The sequence below is a fragment of the Collinsella aerofaciens genome, assembly GCF_040910185.1.
GTDB classification, from domain to species: Bacteria; Actinomycetota; Coriobacteriia; order Coriobacteriales; family Coriobacteriaceae; genus Collinsella; species Collinsella aerofaciens_BF.
Window position 1 is genome coordinate 59,146 of sequence record NZ_JBDGBA010000002.1, and the last position, 23,593, is coordinate 82,738.

Consider the following 23,593-nt stretch of genomic DNA (forward strand, 5'->3'; position numbering starts at 1 on the left):
ACCCTTGAAGGCGGACACTCAAACCATCGACATCCTGTTGTTGGGCAGCGGCGGCCGTGAGCATGCTTTGGCAGCCAAGCTCGCAGCATCACCGCGCGCCGGCAAGCTCTACATTGCGCCGGGTAACGGCGGCACCGCGAGCTGTGGCGAGAACGTTGTTCTCGACGACTGCGATCCTGCGGCCGTGGCGGCGTTTGCCCAGAGCCACGGATGCGGACTCGTGGTAATTGGCCCCGAGGCTCCGCTCGTGGCGGGCGTGGCCGACGCCGTGCGTGCGGCGGGTATTCCCTGCTTTGGCCCGGGTGCCGAGGGCGCCCAGATGGAGGGCTCCAAGCTGTTCTCCAAGCAGCTCATGGAGCGCGCGGGTATTCCGACGGCAGCCTACGGCTCGTTTACCGACGAGGCTTCGGCTCTCGCCTACGTACGCGAGCAGGGCGCCCCGCTGGTCGTTAAGGCCGACGGCCTTGCCGCGGGCAAGGGCGTTATCGTGGCGACCGAACTTGAGCAGGCCGAGGAGGCCGTGCGCGAGTGCTTTGGCGGCACCTTTGGCGATGCCGGCAACACCGTGGTTATCGAGGAGATGCTCGTTGGTCCTGAGTGCTCGCTGCTGGCCTTTACCGACGGCAAGACCGTGCGCCCCATGGCCACCTCGCAGGACCACAAGCGCGCGCTCGAGGGCGACAAGGGTCCCAACACCGGTGGCATGGGCGTCTACAGCCCGGTGCCCATCGTGACTGACGAGGAGCACGCCACCATGGTGAAGGTCATGGAGCAGACCGTGGCCGAGCTCGCTGCCGAGGGTATCGACTACCGCGGCTGCCTGTACGGCGGCTTTATGCTCACGCCTGCCGGCCCCAAGGTGCTGGAGTTCAACGCCCGCTTTGGCGACCCCGAGACGCAGGTCGTGCTGCCGCGCCTTAAGAACGACCTGGTCGAGGTCATGCTCGCCTGCGCCAACTGCGAGCTCGATCAGATTGAGCTCGACTGGCGTGACGAGTGGGCCGTGGCCGTTGTCCTGACGAGCGCGGGCTATCCCGGCAGCTACGAGAAGGGCAAGGTCATCACTGGCATTGAGGATGCCGAGGCCATGGAGAACGTGACCGTGTACCACGCGGGCACTGCCGTGGTGGACGGCCAGCTCGTGACCAATGGTGGCCGCGTGCTTGCCGTGACCGCTCTCGGCGACACGTTCGAGAACGCTCGCAACCTTGCCTACGAGGCTTGCGAGAAGATTGATTTTGAGGGCAAGACCCTGCGTCACGACATCGGCCTGCGCGCGCTGCGCGGCCGCGACGCCTGGGATGCCTAAAATCCGAGAGGAATGAGACGGATGGACGAGAAGAACGAAGAACTCGTGGACGCGCAGATCGTCGAAGAGGACAGCCGCATGTATGGGCACGCCGAGGGCGAGCCTGGTGGCGAGGTCGCTGACGAGCCGGCTCTGGTGCTGGGCGATGACGACCCGCACGATGCCGAGCTGCACGAGAAGATTCTTTCGGAGGAGTGCGCCTGGAAGGGCAAGATTCTCGACGTCCACCGTCTTGAGGTTGAGCTGCCCAACGGTCACCGCAGTGCCCGCGATATCGTTCGCCATCCGGGTGCGGCGGCCGTTGTGGCACTGACCGAGAGCGGCAAGATCGTACTGGTGCGTCAGTACCGCACCGCCATCGACCGCGTGACGGTCGAGATTCCCGCCGGCAAGCTCGATCCAGGCGAGGACCCGCTCGATTGCGCCAAGCGCGAACTGCACGAGGAGACGGGCTTTAGGGCCGGTCGTATTCGCTTTTTGACGTCGATTGTCACGTCCTGCGGTTTTTGCGATGAGATCATCCACATCTACTTGGCTACCAAACTCGAGTTCGATGCGCCCAACCCCGATGATGACGAGTTTGTCAACGTGGACCTGGTGCCGCTGCACGAGCTGATCGACGCCGTGCTCGACGGCAAGATCGAAGACGCCAAGACCGTCGTAGGCGCCTTGGCCTGCGATAGCATCGCACATAGGTTGGGCGGAGCCGAACTGTAACGAGTGGGGATAGCCCTGGGGCAAGTACTACTGATTGCTTTGTCCCAGGGCCTTACGTTGCTGATATTTCTTTGAGGATCACATGCTGAAAAGGTTTTTGTCTTATTACGAGCCCCAGATGGGGCTTTTTGTTGCTGATACTGTTTGTGCTCTGGTGCTTGCCGCCATTGACCTGGCGTTCCCCATTATCCTGCGCAATTTGACCGGTGGGCTATTTACTCAGGGTCAGGCTGCCATTATGCAGGCGCTCGGCATGATCGCGGTGGGCTTGGTGCTGATGTATGCCGTCCGCTGCGCCTGCCGCTATTTTGTGAGCTATTGGGGTCACGTGATGGGCGCGCGTATGGAGTCCAAGATGCGCGAGGACCTGTTCGACCAGTATGAGCGCTTTAGCTTTGCATACTTCGACCGCAACAGCTCGGGCGACATGATGAGCCGCGTGGTCAACGACCTGTTCGATATCTGCGAGGCGGCGCACCACGTGCCCGAGTGGATCATCATCTGCGGCATCGAGATTATCGGCTCGTTTGTGATCCTCTTTACCATCGCCCCGGTGCTGGCGCTCGCCATGGTCGTGGTGACGGCGGCGTTTGCGGTCATCATGTTTTGGCAGAACATGCGCATGCGCGAGGTCTTTAGCGACAACCGCAAGAAGATCAGCGGCATTAATGCACAGCTGCAGGATTCTCTGGCGGGCATGCGCGTGGTCAAGAGCTTTGCCAACGAGGAGACCGAGCGTGCCAAGTTCCGTGCCTCTAACGACCGCTACCTTTTGTCCAAGGAGAACATGTATCACGCCATGGGCGTCTATACCGCGACGTATGGCCTGCTCTCGGGTGTGCTCTATGTGATCGTGGTGCTGCTGGGCGGCTGGCTGGTCGCCCAGGGACAGCTGCAGGCGGTCGATATGGCGACCTTCGCACTCTATATTTCGCTGTTCTGCACGCCGCTCGAGACGCTCGTCAATTCGGCCGAAACGTATCAGAAGGCCATCGCCGGCTTTAAGCGTATGGACGAGGTGCTCTCGACCGCGCCGGATATCCAGGACAAGCCGGGCGCTACGGATCTGCAGGTGACTGCCGGCGCCGTGGAGTATCACGACGTGTGCTTTAACTACGAGGATGTTGAGCTGGGCGAGGGCGATGCCGACGAACGTCCCGTTATCGACCATATGGACCTGTCCATCAAGCCCGGGCAGACCATCGCTTTGGTTGGCCCTTCGGGCGGCGGCAAGTCCACGACCTGTTCGCTGCTGCCGCGCTTTTATGACGTGGCTGCCGGATCCATTAGCATCGACGGCCAGGACGTGCGTGATGTGACGCAACAGAGCCTGCGTCGTGCCATCGGCCTGGTGCAGCAGGATGTCTATCTATTTGACGGTACGATTGGCGAGAACATCGCCTACGGCAAGCCGGGCGCTACGGCTGAAGAGATCGCCGAGGCCGCCCGTCGCGCCAACATCGATGCCTTTATCGAGTCGCTTCCACAGGGCTATGACACCGTGGTGGGCGAGCGCGGCAGCCGTCTTTCGGGCGGACAGAAGCAGCGCGTTGCCATCGCGCGTGTGTTTCTCAAGAACCCCAAGATCCTTATTTTGGATGAGGCGACGAGTGCTTTGGATAACGAGAGCGAGGAGGCGGTGCAGGAGTCACTCGAAGAGCTGGCGCGTGGCCGCACCACGATTATCATCGCCCACCGTCTTTCGACCATTAAGCATGCCGATGAGATTGCGACCGTTGAGCATGGTCGCGTTGTGGAGCGTGGCACGCACGAGGAGCTTCTCGCCCGTGGCGGCACCTATGCCCGTTACTATCGAATGCAGTTCGAAGGTGCGCGTGCGCACGAGCTCGACTAATTGATATGACAGGAAGTTTATGGCTGACAAGAACCCTTTGACTCCGGAAGAAGTGACGGAGTTATTCTCCGAAATCGATGCATCCGGCGTCTTGGATCCCACGCTCGCCAAAAAGCGCACCGAGCGCATGCGTGAGAAGGAGGCTGCGGCCAAGCGCGGTGACAAAGCGGCGCTAGCGCAGCTGCGCAGCGAGGACCGCGCGAGCCAGGCAAAACATATCGACCCGCTGTCCGAGGACGACCCTTCGGGTTCGCAGGTGAGCCATACCATTACGAAGACTGCCATGGCCGTGGTTATCGGCATTTTGGTGCTGATCGTGGGCATGCAAATTGGCTACGGCGTGATGCGTCGTCTGAACACCGCGAACCTCTCCGAGAGCGTTTCGGTTGATACCGTTTCGACGGCGCTGAAGGGCGGCCTTGAGTGGGGCAACGGCTTTACGCAGTTCCCGCTCGACTTTACCGTCGATGAAGCCGATGAACGCACGGGCACGGTCGAGGTGACGGTGTTGGACACGTCTTCTGCCAACGAGCTCGAGCTGTTGTCCAACGGGCAGATTCAGGCCGCGGCGCTTGCGACCAACGCGCTGCTCAACGATAAGATCGACCGCGTGGTGTATAACGTTCACGCCTATATCGACGAGGATAGCAACATTCAGCACGATTCCTTCTTTGGCATGTTCCCCGCGCGGGGCCACCAGAGCGCCATTTTGACGTTCGTGTGGACCAAGAGCTCATCCAACGCCACGAGTATCGACTGGAAGATGCGTATCGTGAGTATGGATGACACCATCGCCGAGCGCATTCAGAAGCAGGTGAACTCGGTGTCGTCGTTGATTGAGGATCCGGTGGTGAGCCAGACCAAGATTGACGAGGAAAAGGCCGAGCGTGACCTGGAGCATCGTCTGCATGGCCGCGAGATTTTCCGCGGCGGCAAGCCCGATCGCACACCGTCCGAACTGCTGGAACAGGACAAGAAATAATAAGACGCCATCATCCCGCGTGAGCCACAAGCCCCGCGGGATGATTTTTCTGGGACGGGGATTAAAAAATCATTATGCATAGAAAGTCATAATTATCATTTCGTAAACATTTCGATGAAATTAACGCCATGAGGCATGCTTGCGGTTACAATACCGCGAGGCCTAACTACACACCTTTAAGCCGGTCCTGTGAGACCGGGAAGGAGAATTATGGCGAACAACCATACCGCGGGCGCTGCCGCCCGCACCTTCGCGCCCAGCGAGCTTTGCCAGCGTATGCTGGCCAAAACCAGCAAGGGCACCTGCGGTCCCTGCATCCTGTATCTTGAGGATGGGACCATTTTTTATGGACGTGCATGCGGCGCCGAGGGTACCGCGACCGGCGAAGTCTGCTTCAACACCTCGCTCGAGGGCTACTTTGAGGTCATGACCGACCCGAGTTATGCCGGCCAAATCGTAACCATGACCTATCCGCAGATCGGCAACTACGGTATCGACGAGACCGACGTCCAGTCGACCTTCCCCGGCGACGCCGTGCGCCCTGCGAGCGCTCCGGCTATGCGCGGCATGATCGTTCGCGACATGTGCACCACGCCTTCTAACTGGCGCTCGGCCGTCAGCGTGCCGGAGTACCTGCGCGCTCACGGCATCGTCGCTATCGAGGGCGTCGACACCCGCGCTCTTGTGCGCCACCTGCGTGACAACGGCTCCAAGATGGGCATTATCTCGACCGAGATCTTCGACGTCGACGAGCTTGCTGAGCGTCTGGCCGCAGCGCCCACGCTGGTAGGCGAGAACCTGGTCAAGACCGTGAGTTGCCCCGCGCCTCACGAGTTTGCAGCTGCCGACCTGCCCGCTACGCATGACTTTGCGCTTGCCTCTGCCGCTCCTGCCCGTCACAAAGTGGTCGCCTACGACTGCGGTGTGAAGCGCGGCATTCTGGAGGGGCTGGTCCGCGCCGGCTGCGACCTTACCGTCGTGCCGTGGGACACGCCTGCCCAGCAGGTGCTCGACATGAATCCCGACGGCGTCTTTTTGTCCAATGGCCCCGGCGACCCCGACGCCGTGGTGGAGACCTACGAGCAGGTGCAGCAGCTGATCGGCAAGGTGCCGGTCTTTGGTATTTGTCTTGGTCACCAGATGATCAGCCTGGCCTGCGGTGCCCAGATGGAAAAGCTTAAGTTTGGTCACCGCGGTGGCAACCAGCCGGTCATGAACCTGGTAAGCCGTCGCGTGGAGATCACCGCGCAAAACCATGGCTTTGGCCTGCTGTTCCCCAGCTTGGGCAAGCTTGTCCCCGAGCTTTCCGGCGGCGAGACCGAGCATGCGGCCGATGGAGATCTGCGCGTCTGGGTGCGCCGCGGAATCGCGCCGGTCGTGATGAACGAGCGCTTTGGCCGCATTCGCCTAACACATGTGAACCTCAACGACGGCACCGCCGAGGGCATCCAGCTGCTCGACGCCCCGTGCTTCTCGGTCCAGTATCACCCCGAGGCCTCGCCTGGCCCCACCGATGCCCACTATCTCTTTACCGCCTTTACGCGACTCATGGACGGCGAGGAGAACTACCTGGACATCGACACCGCGAAGGACCGCCTGGCTGGCTGGAATTTCGCCGAGACCGCCGCGACCGAGACCGAGGAGAACTAACATGCCGAAACGTACTGACATCAAGCGCATCCTCGTCATTGGTTCGGGCCCCATCGTCATTGGTCAGGCTTGCGAGTTCGATTACTCCGGCGCCCAGGCCTGCAAGGTGCTCAAGGAGGATGGCTTTGAGGTCATCCTGGTCAACTCCAACCCGGCGACCATCATGACCGACCCGGGTCTTGCCGACCGCACCTATGTCGAGCCCATCACCGCCGAGTTTATCGAGCGCGTAATCAAGAAAGAGCGCCCGGATGCGCTGCTGCCCACACTGGGCGGCCAGACCGGTCTGAACGCCGCCGTCGAGCTGGCGAAAGACGGTACGCTCGACAAGTACGGCGTCGAGATGATCGGCTGCGACCTGGCCGCCATCGAGCGCGGCGAGGACCGCAAGCTCTTTAACGAGGCCATGGCCGAGATCGGCCTGGAGGTCGCGCGCTCGGGCTATGCCTACAGCGTGGCCGACGCCGAGGCCATCGCCGAGCGCGTGGGCTATCCCTGCGTACTGCGCCCGAGCTTTACCCTCGGTGGCGCCGGCGGCGGCATCGCGCATACCCACGAGGAGCTCGTCTCCATCGTGAGCCAGGGCCTGGAGCTCTCGCCCGCCCACGAGGTGCTGGTCGAGGAGTCCATCGAGGGCTGGAAAGAGTACGAGATGGAGGTCATGCGTGACCACGCCGGCAACGGCATCATCGTGTGTTCCATCGAGAACCTCGACCCCATGGGCGTGCATACCGGCGACTCCATCACCGTGGCGCCGGCGCAGACCCTTTCCGACCTTGAGTATCAGCGCATGCGCGTGGCCTCGCTCGCCATTCTGGAGAAGATCGGCGTCGAGACCGGTGGCTCCAACGTGCAGTTTGCCGTGAACCCCAACACCGGCCGCCTGATCGTCATCGAGATGAACCCGCGCGTGAGCCGCTCGTCCGCACTGGCCTCCAAGGCCACGGGTTTCCCCATCGCCAAGGCCGCCGCGCGCCTGGCCGTGGGCTATACGCTCGACGAGATCGTCAACGATATCACCAAGGCAACGCCCGCCTGCTTTGAGCCCACGATCGACTACTGTGTGGTCAAGGTGCCGCGCTTTGCCTTCGAGAAGTTCAAGGGTACCGACCCCACGCTCACCACGCGCATGAAGGCCGTGGGCGAGATTATGGCGATCGGCCGCACCTTTGAGGAGGCCTTTGACAAGGCCATGCGTTCGCTGGAGGACGGTCACCAGGGCATTTGCGCCGGTGGCAAAGAGGGTGCCGATAAGCTGAGCGACGACGAGCTTGCTCAGGCCGTGGCGACCCCGACCGAGCATCGCATCTTCTTTGTGGTCGAGGCCCTGCGCCGCGGCTGGGACATCGCTCGCATCCATGCCATCTGCGGTATCGATCCGTGGTACCTCAACCGTATCAACGACATGGTGCAGGTCCAGGAGAGCATCCGCGGCCTGCGTGTGGAGGATATCGACGCCGACGCGATGCGCCTGCTCAAGCAGTACGGTACGAGCGACGCCGAGATCGCCGCGCTGACCGGCTCGGACGAGCGCTTTGTGCGCGCCTATCGCAAGGGTCTGGGCGTGGTCCCCAGCATGAAGACGGTCGATACCTGCGCTGCGGAGTTCTCGAGCGCCACGGAGTACCACTACAAGACGTACGAGAACATCTACCGCACGAGCCCGGATGCCAAGAAGTGCGTGGCTCCCGACGAGACCACGCCGGCGGACAAGCCCAAGGCGATGATCCTGGGCGCCGGCCCCAACCGCATTGGCCAGGGTATCGAGTTCGATTACTGCTGCGTGCACGCGAGCTACGCGCTGGCAGCCCGCGGCTTCGAGACCATCATGGTCAACTGCAACCCCGAGACCGTTTCGACCGACTACGACACGTCCGACCGCCTTTACTTTGAGCCGCTCACCTACGAGGACGTCATGGATGTCATCGATGTTGAGCGACCCGACGGCGTCGTGGTGACGCTCGGCGGCCAGACTCCGCTTAAGCTGGCGCGCATGCTCGAGGAGAGTGGCGTTAACATCATGGGCACCAAGCCCGATGCCATCGACTTTGCCGAGGACCGCGAGCGCTTTGCCGCCCTGCTCGACAAGCTGGGCATTATGTATCCGCCGGCGGGCCAGGCAACCTCGTTTGAGGAGGCCGAGGCCGTGGCCGCGCACATCGGCTACCCGCTGCTGGTGCGTCCGAGCTACGTGCTGGGCGGCCGCGGCATGATGATCGCCTACGATGCCGAGCATCTGCGCGATTACATGGCCGAGGCTGCACGCATTAGCCCCGACTACCCGGTGTATCTGGATCGCTTCTTGGAGGGCGCGATCGAGTCCGATGTCGACGCCCTGTGCGATGGCGAAGAGGTCTACATCGGCGGCATTCTGGAGCATATCGAGGAGGCCGGTATTCACTCCGGCGACTCTGCGACCTGCATCCCGCCGTTCAGCTTTAGCGAGAGCCTGCAGGCAAAGCTTCGCGAGACCACGCGCCGCATCGCGATGGCGCTGGGCGTACGCGGCCTGGTCAACGTGCAGTACGCCATCAAGGGCGAGACCGTTTACGTGATCGAGGCCAACCCGCGTGCCAGCCGCACCGTGCCGTTTATCTCCAAGGCCACCGGCGTGCCGCTCGCCAAGTGTGCCGCACGTATCATGGCGGGCGATTCCATCGCCAGTCTGGGCCTGCCGAGCGACGAGCGTCAGCTCGATTGGTTCTGCATGAAGGAAGCCGTTATGCCCTGGGGTCGTTTCCCCGGTGCCGACGTTATCCTGGGGCCCGAGATGAAGTCGACGGGCGAAGTCATGGGTATCGCCAAGAGCTATCCCGAGGCATACGCCAAGACGCAGCTGGCAATTGACTACAAGCTGCCCGACCCGAGCGCCGGCAAGGTGTTCATTAGCGTGTGTGACCGCGACAAGCGTCATATCCTTTCGGTCGCGCGTATCCTGCGCTACCTGGGCTTTGATATCTGCTCAACCGAGGGTACGGCGCGCGTGCTGCGCGGCGGCAACGTGACGTGCGAGGTCGTGGAAAAGATCAGCGGCCCGCACGACGGTGAGCGCCCCAACATCGGCGACCTCATCGCCGATGGCAAGATTGCGGTAATCATCAACACGCCGTACGGCCCGGGTTCGCGTGGCGACGGCTATCTGTTGCGTACCGAGGCGGTGCGCCGCGGCGTGACCTGCGTGACGGCGATGTCTGCCGCCAACACGTACGTGAGTGCCATCGAGGCCGTGCGCGAAGACCAGCAGGGTCACGGCAGCGCCAACGACATGGGCATGGACGTCATCGCCCTGCAGGACCTGCCGCAGTACACGGTGTAGGGTGACCTGTCCGGCCGGGGCGGGGGCCGAGTTTCCCCCTTCGCTCCGGCTGCAAGCAGAGTCGCTCAGTGGGAAACTCGGCTCCCCCGCCCCGGCCTGCGGTGACTTGGTTGTGCCGTGTGCTGCAGAAGGGGCTTTGTGCGTCCGGTGGCAATCAGGGTTCCGGCAACGGTGGGCAGACATCCGGCGGTTCGAACGATGGCGCCCAGGCGGGAAAGCCCGCTGGTGACAAGGCTCAGGGTGGCAAGTCCGCTAACTCACTTGCGAGCACCGGTGATCAAACGGTGGCGACCGTCGCCGCGATCGGCGGCCTGGGTGCCGCGATCGCCGCAATCGGAGTCTTCCTTGCTCGTTTCCGCCGCAAGGAAGACTAGCGCGAGCGATTGACAATCGCACACGTTTCCCAAGAGGGCCGCGGTAACCGTCGCGGCCCTCACTTTACCGGAGCGGTCTGAGGACTCGCGTCTTTCGCTTCGGACTGCTGCGCAGGGTCAATCAGGCGGAGATCTCACCCGTGTCGGGTTTGCGATAGCTTGGCGAATATAATTACGCGAAATCTAGGATTTCTCAAAAACGCGAAGTAGATGATATATTGTACTTCGCGTTTTTCAGTTAATCTTAATTTTGCGAAGTGGATTGCCATGAGACTTATTAATCGACCGTTCTATATGGATAAGCTCTCCAAGGTGGCGGGTTCGCCAGACATCAAGGTGATTACCGGAATCAGGCGATGCGGAAAATCGAAATTGCTTGAGGCGTTTGCCAGCCAACTTCGTTCAAACGACCCCTCGGCCAACGTCATACACGTCAACTTCAATCTACTTGAGTTCGAGCCGTTGGCGGAATACCATGCGCTGCATACATATGTGGAAAAGCATTATATCGAGGGTTGCCGGAATATCGTCATGATCGACGAGGTCCAGATGTGTGAAGGGTTCGAGCGGGCTATCAACAGTCTTCATGCGTCAGAGAAATATGACATTTACATCACGGGGTCGAATGCCTTTCTTCTCTCAAGCGACCTCTCGACGTTGTTCACGGGAAGAACGGTGGAGATCGAGGTCTTTCCGTTTTCACTTGCGGAGTTCTCGGCGTATCACGAGATCACTTCTCCAGCCGAGGCCCTTGCTCGCTATGTCCGCGAGGGAGGAATGCCGGGTTCCTATATCTACCAGGACGAAAGGATGCGTTTCTCATACATCTCGGATGTGCTTGAAACTCTTATCCTGCGCGACATCAGACAAAAATATCGTATACGTAATGCGGAGCAGCTTAAACGTTCCTGCGAGTTCCTGATGGATAACGTCGGAAACATCTCTTCTCTCAAGGGGATGGCGGCTGAGCTGTCACGAGCGAACCTTAAGATAAGCGACAAGACGCTGGCTGTGTATATCGACTACCTGTGTGATGCGTTTGCGTTCTACCGGTTTCGTCGCTTTGACGTCTCAGGAAAGAAATACCTGTCGACGGGAGATAAATACTACCTGGCCGACCACTCGTTTCGCTACGCCGCGCTTGGTACGAAAAAGCTCGATTTTGGCCATGTTTACGAGAATATGGTGGCAATCGAGCTTATGCGCCGCGGATGGGAAGTCTACGTGGGCGTTCTCTACCAAAAGGAAGTAGACTTTGTCGCCATCAGGCGTGACCGCCGTGTCTATATCCAGGTGAGTGACGACATTTCCCAAGAAGCGACGCTTGAGCGTGAGCTTGATCCGCTGCGACGGATTCGAGACGCCTATCCCAAGTGCGTCATCGCCCGAACAGGGCACGAAACGACTGATTGGGATGGCATCAAGGTCGTCGACCTGGCACGATGGCTTATGGGTGAATCAGGCGAGCTGGCCGTCTAGCACGCGATGACGCGGGCTGGAACGAACGAGCGAGGATTCCGTCCCGCGAGGAGGCCAATACGGCCCTCTTCGAGGGACGGAATCCTCGCTCGATCTCTTGGCGGGACATTTTGCTCGGTCGATGATCAACGGTTGGTGGAAAGCGATGCCTCGTCCGTGCCACTATTCCGTGATTGCTGGTATTTTCTGCATGCTAAAATGAATGCATAAAAGACTTTATATTTGGAGGTCTCGATGCCTGCTTTAAAGATGCTCGACAATCTTGTTCCCATCAGCGATTTCAGTCACGGTAAGGGTCCCGCTGCGTTTTCGAGAGTGAGCAACGACAACCCGGTTGTAGTTTTGAAACACAACAAGCCGGCGTTCGTTATCGTGACGCCCGATGAATACCGAGAGGCTAAGCAGGCGGAGGAGGACCTCGCCTTGTTGACGTTGGCCCTTAAGAGGACGGCTGCGACAAGCGATGATGAACTCGTTTCCCTATCTGATGTTATGGCAGAGTTGGGTGTGGGCCAGGACGAACTCGATCAGATGGATGAGGTCGAGTTTGAATGAGCGGGTACGAAGTCGCTTTCTACCCGGATACTCTCAAGGATCTCAAGCGTCTCGATGGTTCCCAGCGAAAACACGTGTTTAAGGCTATAGAAAGAATCAGAACGAACCCATTGCCGCAGAACGAAGGCGGATTCGGCAAGCCTCTTGGAAACAAGGCAGGCACGGATTTGACGGGCTTCATGAAAATCAAGCTCAGGGGAAGTGGCATTCGGATTATGTACCGCCTCATTAAAATCAAAGGAAAAATGGCCATCGTAGTGGTAGGCGCTCGTGAAGACATGGAAGCGTACCGAACCGCCCAAAGGCGTGCGATTGATTTCGAGAAGTGGGCGGAAGAGGCTCTCTAACTTCATGGGCGAAAACAGGAATGCAGCGATGTGCTTCAGGTGTGCGAGTTTTGAAAGGCTCTGGTGATTCGGAGGTCCGCCAGAGCCTTTTTCTATCTGTGGACATTCCTCTTGGACAGTTAGTTCAGATACGTATTTTTCAGAGGACGTGTGGAGGCCAATTTGGGCACAATTGAGCTATTTTTGATAGTCTGGACCGACAAGGCCGCGCGGGCAATAGCGAGAAAGACCTATTATTAGATCTAAAGCGACTTAAAACCAGTTTGTTAGCGCCAATTAGCACCGCCAAAATATACGTATCTGAACTAACTGTCCACCACCCTCCAACAACCTCCTATTTCAAATCAAATCAGCCACCGTGCGTCATGGATATTCCCGGTGGGTCGCGGGGTGGCGGCTACGACTTTCCCTCAGGATAATTCGCGAAGCCCGTTTTCCGAGGAAAGGTATTGGTTATGTAATACCAGTTAAACAGTAAAATTATGCTTAAGTGGTATCTGGCTGGAGAACCAATTGGTATGGTTGATTAGACCCACTTCGCCATCTACGTTCATTTTTATACCGCTGGGAGAATTCCAAACTTAATTTGCGCAACTGCTCACGTATGCTGGTCCAACCTTATAGGTGGATATCTGGTTACTACCAGTTGACCACTTGGTAACGGGTGGGCCCACTGCACGGAATGTACCGAACACCCCTCCCGTTTGATGCGTGCGCCATGCTGCAGGGCGTGCGTCCGCGACACTTCCGCATGTCGGAGGAAAGGAGTCCAGGTGTGTAGGAATTCCATTTTTACGAAACGGTGGGTGAAGGGAAGCGCGGTCCTCGTTGCCACTGCAGCGACGCTTGTGTTTGCCAATCCCCAGCAGGCGATTGCCACGCCACTCAAGGGTGTCGACTCAGCGACCGTGTCTCAGTCTGCCTCGAACGTCGTCGACATCGATTTCGCTGACGGCATCAAGGGCCGTATTACGTTCCTCGAGGACGGTATTTTCCGTTATAACGTCGACCCCAAGGGTGAGTTTTCCGAGTACGCCACGCCGCGCAGTAAGTCCCACACGGCTAAGATCCAGGCTCAGCCCGATACCTCGGACACCTACAGCAAGCCGAGTGCGACGGTTGCCGACAAGGGCGACACTATCGAGATCACCGGCGGAAAGGCGACCGTGATCCTGGACAAGGCGACTGGCAAGATGAGTATCAAGTCAGGCGACCGTGGCGTGGTTTCTGAGTCTGCGCCCCTCGACCTTGATAAGAAGGGTACCGTCCAGACGCTCGCCAAGGAGAAGTCCGAGAACTTCTTTGGCGGCGGCACCCAGAACGGCCGCTTCCTGCACACCAACCAGACCATCGCCATCTCCAACACTAACAACTGGACCGATGGCGGCGTTGCCTCGCCCAACCCGTTCTATTGGACGAGCGACGGCTACGGCGTGCTCCGAAACACGTTTGCAGAGGGTTCCTACGACTTCGGTTCCACGGACTCATCGACGGTCACGACTTTGCACAGCGAGAATGAGTTTGATGCCTATTACTTCGTGGCGACCAACGAGGGCGCCTCGAACGTGGCAACCGAGATGCTGCAGGACTACTACAAGGTGACCGGCAATCCGGTGCTGCTGCCCGAGTACGGTTTCTACCTGGGTCATCTTAATGCCTATAACCGTGATGGCTGGTCAACGACCTCGGGTCAAAAGAGATGGGAGACCAAGGGCAGCAAGTCCTCGAGTGAGAAGGGCGACGTTAAATACGAGTCCGGCATGTCGACGGGCTACAAGCTCGACGGCACGCTTGCGGCCGAGACGCTCAACGGTGAGGGCCCTACGGTTGATACCGAGAACATGAAGGCGACCGATTTCGACCGCCAGTTCTCCGCCCGGCAGGTTATCGATGACTACGAGGACAACGACATGCCGCTCGGCTGGTTCCTGCCGAACGACGGTTACGGTGCTGGCTACGGCCAGAACGGTTACTACAAGACCGGCGGCGTCAACTCCGACGGAACGAGTTCTGCCGAGCGCCTCAACGCCGTGCGCGCCAACGTCGACAATCTTAAGAAGTTCACCGAGTATGCCAACTCCAAGGGCGTGAGCACCGGTCTCTGGACCCAGTCGAACCTCGAGCCCGATAGCAACTCCGAGACCCCGTGGCATCTGCTGCGCGATTTCGATTCTGAGGTTAAGACTGGTGGCATCACCACGCTCAAGACCGACGTCGCTTGGGTCGGCTCCGGCTACTCCTTTGGCCTCAACGGCATCAAGACGGCCTATGACACCGTGACCACCGGCGCCAACAAGCGCCCCAACATCATCACGCTTGACGGCTGGGCCGGCACGCAGCGCTTTGGCGGCATCTGGACCGGCGACCAGTACGGCGGTAACTGGGAGTACATTCGCTTCCATATCCCCACGTATATCGGCCAGAGCCTCTCGGGCAACCCCAACATCGGCTCCGATATGGACGGCATCTTTGGTGGCGATCCCATCATCTCCGCTCGCGACTACCAGTGGAAGACATTCACGCCCTCTATGCTTGACATGGACGGTTGGGGCACCTACCGCAAGTCGCCCATGACGCACGGCGATCCATACACGGGCATCTCGCGCTTCTATCTCAAGCTCAAAGCACAACTCATGCCCTATATCTACACGAGCGCGGCCTCGGCGGCCAACATCGACACGGGCAACGGCGATACCGGCCTTCCCATGATCCGCGCCATGCTGCTTTCCGACAACTCCGAGTACGCCGCAAGCACCTCGACGCAGTACCAGTACATGTTCGGTGAGAACTTCCTGGTGGCACCGGTGTATCAGGATACCCAGGCAGATGAGAACGGCAACGATGTCCGCAACGGTATCTACCTGCCCAACTACGGTACCGACGAGAATCCCACCATCTGGATTGACTACTTCTCGGGCAAGCAGTACCGCGGCGGTCAGGTCCTCAACAACTACGAGGCTCCGCTTTGGAAGCTGCCACTCTTTGTTAAGGCCAACGCCATCGTGCCGATGTACGCCGAGAACAACAACCCCGAGGCTGTGACCGAGACCAACACCAAGGGCACCAATCGCAGCCAGCGTATCGTCGAGTTCTTCGCCACCGAGGGTGAGGGCAGCTTTACGCAGTACGAGGATGACGGCTCCTCCATCGAGAACAACACGACCGAGGACGATTCCTACGGCACAATCGACAATATTTCCTACGGTGAGCATGTGAGCACCGTCTATAAGTCGAGCGTGGTGGGCGGCACGGCGACCTTTACCGCCGAGGCATCGCAGGGCGGCTACAGCGGCTACGACTCCAACCGCACCACGACCTTTGTGGCCAACGTCTCCGCCAAGCCCACGAGCGTCTCCGCCAAGAACGGCGGATCCGCGCTCAACGTGGTTGAGGTCGACTCGCAGGAGGCCTTTGACGCCGCGACCCCCGAGGCCGGCCAGGCGGTCTACTTCTACAACGAGACCCCCAACCTCAACCACTACGGTAGCGACGCAGGCAGCACCGAGGCCGAGCAGGGCGAGAGCTTCAACAACACCAAGATCACCACGAATCCCAAGGTCTACGTCAAGTTCGCGAAGACCGATGTCGCCACGGCAGCGCAGACGCTCGAACTGGGCGATTTCGTGAACGCCGATGCCACGCTCGCGGCCGACCGCTTCAACGAGAACCTCTCCGCACCCGCGAACCTTGCTGCCCCCGAGGACGCCACGACCCCCACGAGCATTAAGCTCACCTGGGGGAAGGTCGATGGTGCTACCTCCTACGACCTTAAGGTAGACGGCACTGTGTTCGCCGTGGGCGATGCGGCAGAATTCACGCATACCGATCTTGCCTACAACAGCAAGCATACCTACCAGATTCGTTCGCGCAACGCCGATGGCTACTCCGCATGGAGCGACGTGCTTGAGGCGAACTCTGCGCTCGACCCGTGGCGGAACGTGCCTGAGGCCGAGGAAATCACTTGGGAGGGCTCGCTCTACGGTAGCCATAAGGCCGAACTCGCCTTCGACCATGAGTTCCAGTCGGGCGACGGCGGTTTCCACTCCGGTGGCAACGATCTGGGCAAGGCGCTTACCGTTGACTACGGTCGCGCTTACAAGCTCGACAAGCTCGAGTACTATCCGCGCGATGATGCCGGTAACGGCACTGTGACCAAGATGCGCATCGAGACGAGCCTCGACGGCGTGCATTGGACGACGCAGGAGGTCGACTGGGAGCGCTCCGCCGCTTGCAAGACGGTGGCGTTCGACGGCGCCGTGGCCGCGCGCTACGTGCGTATGACGCCGCTCGCGTCCGTGGGCAACTTCTTCTCCGCCTCCGAGATCGCCATCTACAAGACCGACGGCACGGACGGCTTCGCTGTGGGCTCCAACCTCAACAAGGCCACGGTCTCCGACGGCGACTACTCCAACATGAAGAATTACCTGGGTCTTGAGAACCGCGAGCCCGACACCTCGACGTTCGACTCCCAGATCCGCGCCCACTTCGCCGACCTCAACGGCAACGGCGTCTACGACGTGTACGACTACTCCTTCACCATGGCGGCGCTCGACGGCGGCACCAAGCAAAAGGGCAAGGCTGCTGGCACCCTCGCGGTGATCCCGAGCAAGATGGAGGTCGAGGCCGGCGACGAGATCACGGTCGACGTCTACGCCACCGACGCCGAGAACATCAACGCGCTCGGTGCGCTCGTCAACTTCAACAGCGACCAGTTCGAGTATGTCTCCGAGAGCATCGCGCAGGATGCGTCGACGGCGGGCATGGAGAACCTCTCGCGCGAGAAAGTGCAGTTCACGGATGGCCACCAGACCATCAACCTGGCCTTCGCCAACCGCGGCGACGCCAAGCTCTTCAACAGTACTGGTGTGGTCGCGAGCTTTAAACTCAAGGCTAAGACGGCCGGCAAGGTCGAGCTGCCCTCGACGTCTTGGCTCGTCGGCCCGGCGTGCGACGCGCTCGAGTTCGTGAGTGATGGCACCGTGACGATGCCCGGTGTCCCGCAGCCCACCAAGTCCGAGTACGGCCGCGACGCCTTTGACATCACGATGACCAACGACGAGCTCCCCACCGACGACGGCACCAACGTCGAGAAGCTCATCCAGCAGAAGAGCTATGACGGACTGTTCGACAACAATGAGGGCGGCAACGACTTCGAGTTCCTGTGGAACTATGGGCCCAACTGGATCGACGGCAAGATGCCGACCTACGTCAAGCTGCCCGCCACGATGACGTTCGCCTTCAAGACGCCGTCGAAACTCGATAGCGTCGAGGTCGTTAACCGCAACGGTGGCAACGGCACCGTGCAGAAGATTAAGTCCGTCGTGACGTTCGAGGACGGCTCGACCCAGGAGTTCTCGGGCGGAAGCTTTGATTCCTATCAGGCTCGCTACGCCTTTGGCCTCTCTGCCGAGAACAAGGGCAAGAAGGCGACCAAGGTCGAGATCACGCCGCTTGAGGCATCGGGTGACCAGATGCTCACGCTGCGCGAGATCAACTTCAACTACACACAGGGTGTCGAGGCCATCGAGGGTGTCGAACTGGGCAAGAACCAGACCGAGTTCTTCGAGGGCGATGTGACGCTCGTCGACGCCAAGGCCACGCCCGAGAGCGCCGGCTACCCCTATGTGACGGTCGAGAGCTCCGATCCTTCTGTGGTGAGCGTCTCCGCTGTCCAGGCCGGCGATAGCGTGAGCTACTACCTGCGCGCCAACAAGGCCGGCAAGGCAACGATCACGGTGGCGTCGGTGCTCGATCCCTCCAAGACCGCATCCTATGAGGTCGAGGTCAAGGCTGGTGTCGACACCTCTGCGCTCATGGCAGCGCTTTCCAAGGCCGCGGGCTACAGCGAGTCCGTCTACACCAAGGATTCCTATGCAGCCCTCACCGCTGCGGTCGAGGCGGCTCAGAAGCTCCTCGATGGCGGCCAGGGCAGCTATAGCAAGAAGGATGTCGCAGACGCCACGGCCAAGATCGAGAAGGCAATCGACGGCCTCAAGATGCGCCCCGTCGATGAGAAGAGCCTCATCAACACGCCCGAGAACCGCGAGAACGTCAAGGTGACCGGCTTCTCGAGCGAGGCCGACTATGAGGGCAGCAACGCCGTCAACGCTCTTGACGGCGATGAGCAGACGCTCTGGCACAGCGACTGGGCCTATAAGGCCGGTATGCCCCAGTACCTGACCGTCGACCTGGGCCGCGACTACGATCTCACCGACGTCACGTTCCTGCCGCGCCAGGACGGCGGCACGAACGGCGATATCTTTGAGGCCGAGGTGCTGGTTTCCGACACCGCCGACGGTTATGAGATGGGCACCGCCACGTCGATGGGTACGTTTACCTTCGACAACGACGGCCGCGTGCTCACCGACCGTGGCGACTGGAAGCAGATGAGCTTTGGTGCCGCGCGCGGTCGCTACGTGACCGTCAAGGTGCTCCACGCCGGCGGTGGCAGCGTTGACGCCTACTGCAGCATGGCGGAGCTCAAGTTCTACGGTACGGCCGTTCCCAATCCGGTGGCGAAGGACGACCTCACTGCCGCGATTGAAAAGGTTGATGCCGAGGTTGCAGCCGGCGACCTTAAGGCCAGCGACTACACCGAGGCTTCCTGGACCGCGTTCCAGAACGCCTTGGCGAGCGCCCGCGCCATCCTGAACGACGAGAACGCCACGCAGGACGAGGTCGACCAGGCACTCAAGGCACTCGAGAGTGCTCGCGACGCGCTTGAGAAGACTCCGGTGACCCCGGTCGAGAACCCGACCAAGAAGCAGCTCAAGGCCTTGGTCAAGCAGGCGAAGGAGACTGACACCAGGGGCAAGACGGACGAGTCTGTCAAGGCCCTGACGGATGCCATTACCTACGCCGAGGACGTCTTGGGTGATGAGAATGCTTCCGACATCCAGCTCCAGGCGGCCTATGACCAGCTCAAGCTGGCCATTGAGAGCCTCAAGGATGCCGATTCCGGCAACCAGGGCGGCTCGGGCAACCAGGGTTCCGGCAATGGCTCAAACGGCGGCAACCAGGCGGGCAAGCCCGCAGGCGACAAGGCCCAGGGCAGCAAGAAGAGCGGTTCGGCGATCCCCAATACCGGCGACCAGACGGCGGCGACCGTCGCGGCCGTCGGTGGTCTTGGCGCCATCATCGCCGCGATCGGCGCTTTCTTCCATCGTCGCAGCAAGGCTAAGTAGTCCCAGCGACAACTAAGCAAACGTGCCCGCCGCTCCGTCAAGGACGGCGGGCATTGCTTTATTATTTCAGCCAACGTACGTCATGGCAATATCCGGTAGGTCGCAGGGCGCTTCGCGGGCGGGCCAGGCTCTATCTGAACGACTTTGCGAAGCAACCGGAGTGAAGATAAAGCCTGGCCCGCCCGCGAAGCGCCACAGAGACCGCAGGGACGGGAGCAGCTATACTACTCTCAGTAGTTAAGGGTCGCGGAAATGCCGCGTCACCGCTCTCAACAGGAGGTCTTTGTTTATGGCAGATCAGAAGCCGGTTGTCGGGATCATCATGGGCTCCAAGTCCGATCTGGGCGTTATGGAAGGTTGCACCGCCGAGCTCGAGGCACTGGGCGTGCCCTATGAGCTCGTGATTGCAAGCGCGCATCGCACGCCGGCGAAGGTCCATGAGTGGGCCTCGACTGCTGCCGACCGCGGCATCAAGGTGATTATCGCTGCCGCTGGCAAGGCTGCTCACCTGGGCGGTGTCGTGGCTGCGTTTACGCCGCTGCCGGTCATCGGCGTGCCTATGAAGACGAGCGATCTGGGTGGTATGGACTCACTGCTGTCGATGGTGCAGATGCCTTCGGGCGTGCCCGTTGCCTGTGTGGCCATCAACGGTGCCAAGAACGCTGCCATTTACGCCACGCAGATTCTGGGCGCATGCGACCCCGAGTACCGCAAGGTTATCGAGAAGATGAAGCAAGAGATGGCTGACGCCTAAGCGCTCTGCCAGTCCATTTGCAGCATAAGGAGAGCCATGTCCGACTATCAGGGAAAGCGTTTTTCGGCTTCTCGGATTCCCGATCCATCGAAGCCGGGTGCTGCCCATGCGGCACAGCAGGGTCGGACATCCTCTCCTCAGCAGCCGCGCGCGCCGCGTCCCGTAACGCCGATGTCCCATCATCGCCAGGATACGCCGGCTGCATATCGCCCTTCGTCGTATGATACGGCCAAGAAAGAATCGCGTTCTACGAAACAGTCGGGCGCTGCTCCGTCGAGCTATACCGAGCCGCCGCGCAAAAAGCGCCGCTCCGTTATCCCCATCTTGCTCATCATTATTGGCATCGGCCTAATCGTTGCTGCTGCCGCCATCTTTATCAACGCCCAGATTGGCTACAAGCAGGCGAGCGAGTCGTATCAAAAGATCGAAAAACAATATGTGAGCGACAAGGACGCCAGCGGCGTGCCGATTATCGACTTTGATGCACTTGCCCAGACGAATCCCGAGGTTGTGGGTTGGATTTATGCGCCCGGCACCAACATCAACTATCCCGTCGTGCAGACCAACAACAACTCCAAATACCTCAACACGCTGTTTGACGGTACGGCTAACGCGTCCGGTGCCATCTTCTTGGATAGCGACGACACCGCGCCGGGCATGGTGGATCAGCAGACCACGATCTACGGCCACCATATGAACGATGGGTCGATGTTCAACGTGATTTCGGACACCACCGACCAAGCGACGTTCGATAGCATCGAGTACGTGTATTACATCACGCGCGATGCAACGTATAAGCTGCGTCCGCTGGCGACCAAGGTGGTCGAGGACACGTATGCCAAGGCGCGCACGCCCAACTTTGAGGGCGATGACGGACTGAAGAATTATCTGTCCGAGATGCTCGACGGTGCCTCTGCCGTGGCGAGCGATGCCACCGATCGTGCCGCTTCGGCAACCAAGGTCGTAACGCTTGTGACCTGCCGTTCGCTGTCATTTAGCAATACGCGCGCCGTCATGGTGCTCACGCCGGTCGAGGAATAAAGTGTCTGGGCCCCGTCCCAAAAAGACTACCCTGGAAATCAAAAGGAGAAATGATGCTTGAGAACGGCAAATCGATGCCTTCGGTTGATGCTTGGCTGCGCGAAGCCAAGGCCGATGTTTCGGCGGCTGATTGTGGGATGTACCTGACACACAACGGCGTGGTGCGCGCGACGCCCAAGGCCGAAGTGCGCGGAGTCGAGACCGATGGCGTGGCGCCAGGCCACAAGGTGGGCGGCATGGTGTTTGGCTTCGATGCCGAAAAGGTGCAGGCCGCTATCGAGGCGACGCGCACGATGCCGGGTATCGGCTATGTGCGCGTGTGGCTGGCGAGCGGCGAGTTTACCGTGGGCGACGACATCATGCTCGTGCTCATTGGCGGAGACATTCGCCCGCATGTGGTCGATGCGCTGCAGTCGCTCGTCGGCACCATCAAGAACGAGTGCGTGAGCGAGGTCGAGCGCGAGGCGTAAGGCCTCGTCGGCAATCCGAGTCTGTCTATAGCGAAAGCCCGCCGGCAGTTCATGTAGATCTGCCAGCGGGCTTTGATGTGTTGGAGCTATTTTGCTCTGGCGTTTGCTACACGCGTGTGGCGTCCTTGGGGCTCATGGTCATACTCTGAAAACGGTTCTCCATATATTCGTTATCGAAATGCTTGTCATAGAACTGTGCGACGGGAATATTTCGAACGGTTCCGTTGACGCGCTGATACCAATAGTCGAGCGATTGCAACGTCATGACGCCGTCGATCAACATGACGGCGGTCAGGATGACGGTAGCAGAGTAGCGGCGTTTCCATGGAATCATATTGATGAGCTTAAGCAGGCGCGGCAGCAAGACCTTGATCCAGATGAGGCCACCCAGGCCCCACATGCAGGCAAACGGCGTGCATGTGCGTCCCCCGGTCAATACCGCGATGGGATCGGGCATGCCGAATAGCCTAATGTGTGAATAGCTCCACGACACCACGCCAAATGAGGTCTGCATAAACCAGCCTACAAACACCTCGAAAGCGCCGCCGATCAGGGCACTTACCAGGAAAATGATCAGAGGATTCTTTTTATAGAAGCGGTTGAGCGCCATGGTCATGAGCACCGCGCCAAATCCGTAGATGGGGCTAAAGGGGCCAAATAGCATACCGGCACGGTCCTGATAGACGCCGGGATCGACGACGACCATATGCCAGACTTCCTCGAGAATGAGACCTAACACGCTGCAGACGAAGAATACCCAGAACAGGTTGAAGTAGTTGAGCTTGATGTAGCCCTCGCCGGTTTCGTCGCGGCCGAGCATCCCCTCGGCGGCGGCATCGCGGTCGAGCATCTCTTGCAGACGGCGCTGCAGTTCGCGCTCCTGGCGTAGCGTGGGGTCGACGGTGGCCGACAGCGCAATGAGGATGACAAGCTGGACGGCGGGGCGCAGCAGGAAGGGTCCGATGCCCTGGAGCATCACGTCAACTAAAAGCTCCACGACGGTAAATGCGATGAGGACGTAAGACAGGCGGGCGGCATTGCGCCGCTGGTCCTTGATGAGGTCCAGGCCAAAGACGATCAAGATGATCGCGCTTGCCGCCGAGAGCATAATGCCGGCGACGATAAGGCCAACCGCGACCAGGGTGTTATCACCGATCTTAGCGGCGACGTTGCCGTTAATGAGTGCGGTGATGACCTGCCACATAAAGACGGCGACTGACGGGAGCGTGCCCACGCCAGATAGGGTGCACAGGACTGCGTAGACCTTGATGATAAGGGGGACCTTCTTGGCCTCCGTGGTGCTGGGGACACTGGGGTCGAGTTGATTTCGATCCATACGCTACCTTTCTCGTCTTGTAGTAGCCTACAAGGATACGCCGACGACCAGCTAAAAGACAGGACGAACGTCCCAATTGCAACAATGTAGCCCCTAGCGCGGGCGAGACACGGCGCACGGGAAGTCTTCGAGGCCGTTGCCCCTGAGAGTGGACTACCCAATAAAATGTTTGGTCGCAAAACGGATAATAAGCTCGGTGGGCTTTTAAAAAGCGCTGCTCATGC

General features: G+C 59.9%; 15 protein-coding genes. 14 read left to right on the top strand and 1 reads right to left on the bottom strand.

Annotation, left to right across the window (positions count from 1 at the left end):
* Positions 1-4: 4 nt before the first annotated feature.
* The 14 genes from purD to AB5Z54_RS01595 all read left to right on the top strand — a co-directional run bounded on the left by purD (position 5) and on the right by AB5Z54_RS01595 (position 22,033).
* The gene (purD, locus tag AB5Z54_RS01530) at positions 5-1,309 is read left to right on the top strand and encodes a phosphoribosylamine--glycine ligase (protein WP_368159815.1); all 1,305 of its coding nucleotides are present in this window, start codon (positions 5-7) and stop codon (positions 1,307-1,309) included.
* Positions 1,310-1,330: 21 nt separating this feature from the next.
* Positions 1,331-2,026: an NUDIX domain-containing protein gene (locus AB5Z54_RS01535; RefSeq protein WP_195232596.1), complete on the top strand. Its 696-nt coding sequence runs from the start codon at positions 1,331-1,333 to the stop codon at positions 2,024-2,026.
* 82 nt (positions 2,027-2,108) lie between these two features.
* Complete coding sequence (locus AB5Z54_RS01540) at positions 2,109-3,881, top strand: ABC transporter ATP-binding protein (protein ID WP_368159817.1); 1,773 nt, start codon at positions 2,109-2,111, stop codon at positions 3,879-3,881.
* Positions 3,882-3,900: 19 nt separating this feature from the next.
* Positions 3,901-4,863 carry a hypothetical protein gene (locus AB5Z54_RS01545; protein WP_035136527.1) on the top strand — a complete coding sequence of 321 codons (963 nt, stop codon included), beginning with the start codon at positions 3,901-3,903 and terminating at the stop codon, positions 4,861-4,863.
* Positions 4,864-5,073: 210 nt separating this feature from the next.
* Positions 5,074-6,513 carry a glutamine-hydrolyzing carbamoyl-phosphate synthase small subunit gene (carA, locus tag AB5Z54_RS01550; protein WP_368159819.1) on the top strand — a complete coding sequence of 480 codons (1,440 nt, stop codon included), beginning with the start codon at positions 5,074-5,076 and terminating at the stop codon, positions 6,511-6,513.
* Between the two features lies 1 nt (position 6,514).
* Positions 6,515-9,829, top strand: coding sequence for a carbamoyl-phosphate synthase large subunit (gene carB, locus AB5Z54_RS01555; RefSeq protein ID WP_368159821.1), 3,315 nt, complete (start codon positions 6,515-6,517; stop codon positions 9,827-9,829).
* Positions 9,830-9,948: 119 nt separating this feature from the next.
* On the top strand, positions 9,949-10,203 hold the full coding sequence (locus tag AB5Z54_RS01560; protein WP_171021465.1) for an LPXTG cell wall anchor domain-containing protein: 255 nt from the start codon (positions 9,949-9,951) through the stop codon (positions 10,201-10,203).
* A gap of 267 nt (positions 10,204-10,470) precedes the next feature.
* Entirely contained in the window at positions 10,471-11,682 is a 1,212-nt protein-coding gene (locus tag AB5Z54_RS01565) for an ATP-binding protein (protein ID WP_138374288.1), read from the top strand.
* Positions 11,683-11,916: 234 nt separating this feature from the next.
* Positions 11,917-12,237, top strand: coding sequence for a type II toxin-antitoxin system prevent-host-death family antitoxin (locus tag AB5Z54_RS01570; protein WP_138374289.1), 321 nt, complete (start codon positions 11,917-11,919; stop codon positions 12,235-12,237).
* A complete protein-coding gene (locus tag AB5Z54_RS01575; RefSeq protein WP_368159823.1) occupies positions 12,234-12,584 on the top strand; it encodes a type II toxin-antitoxin system RelE family toxin in 351 nt (116 codons plus the stop codon). Before AB5Z54_RS01570 ends, AB5Z54_RS01575 begins: the two co-directional genes overlap by 4 nt.
* Before the next feature lie 773 nt (positions 12,585-13,357).
* Positions 13,358-19,768, top strand: a complete 6,411-nt coding sequence (locus tag AB5Z54_RS01580) for a discoidin domain-containing protein (RefSeq protein WP_368159825.1) — start codon at positions 13,358-13,360, stop codon at positions 19,766-19,768.
* Between the two features lie 289 nt (positions 19,769-20,057).
* Positions 20,058-20,522: a 5-(carboxyamino)imidazole ribonucleotide mutase gene (purE, locus tag AB5Z54_RS01585; RefSeq protein WP_006235810.1), complete on the top strand. Its 465-nt coding sequence runs from the start codon at positions 20,058-20,060 to the stop codon at positions 20,520-20,522.
* A gap of 36 nt (positions 20,523-20,558) precedes the next feature.
* Positions 20,559-21,563 (top strand): class B sortase, encoded by a 1,005-nt coding sequence (locus AB5Z54_RS01590; protein ID WP_368159827.1) that lies wholly within the window; start codon positions 20,559-20,561, stop codon positions 21,561-21,563.
* A 53-nt stretch (positions 21,564-21,616) separates the two neighbouring features.
* On the top strand, positions 21,617-22,033 hold the full coding sequence (locus AB5Z54_RS01595; RefSeq protein WP_368159830.1) for a molybdenum cofactor biosynthesis protein MoaE: 417 nt from the start codon (positions 21,617-21,619) through the stop codon (positions 22,031-22,033).
* Positions 22,034-22,139: 106 nt separating this feature from the next.
* On the opposite strand, the gene AB5Z54_RS01600 is transcribed toward AB5Z54_RS01595, so the two are convergent.
* A complete protein-coding gene (locus AB5Z54_RS01600; RefSeq protein ID WP_368159832.1) occupies positions 22,140-23,369 on the bottom strand; it encodes a putative ABC transporter permease in 1,230 nt (409 codons plus the stop codon).
* Between the last annotated feature and the right edge of the window lie 224 nt (positions 23,370-23,593).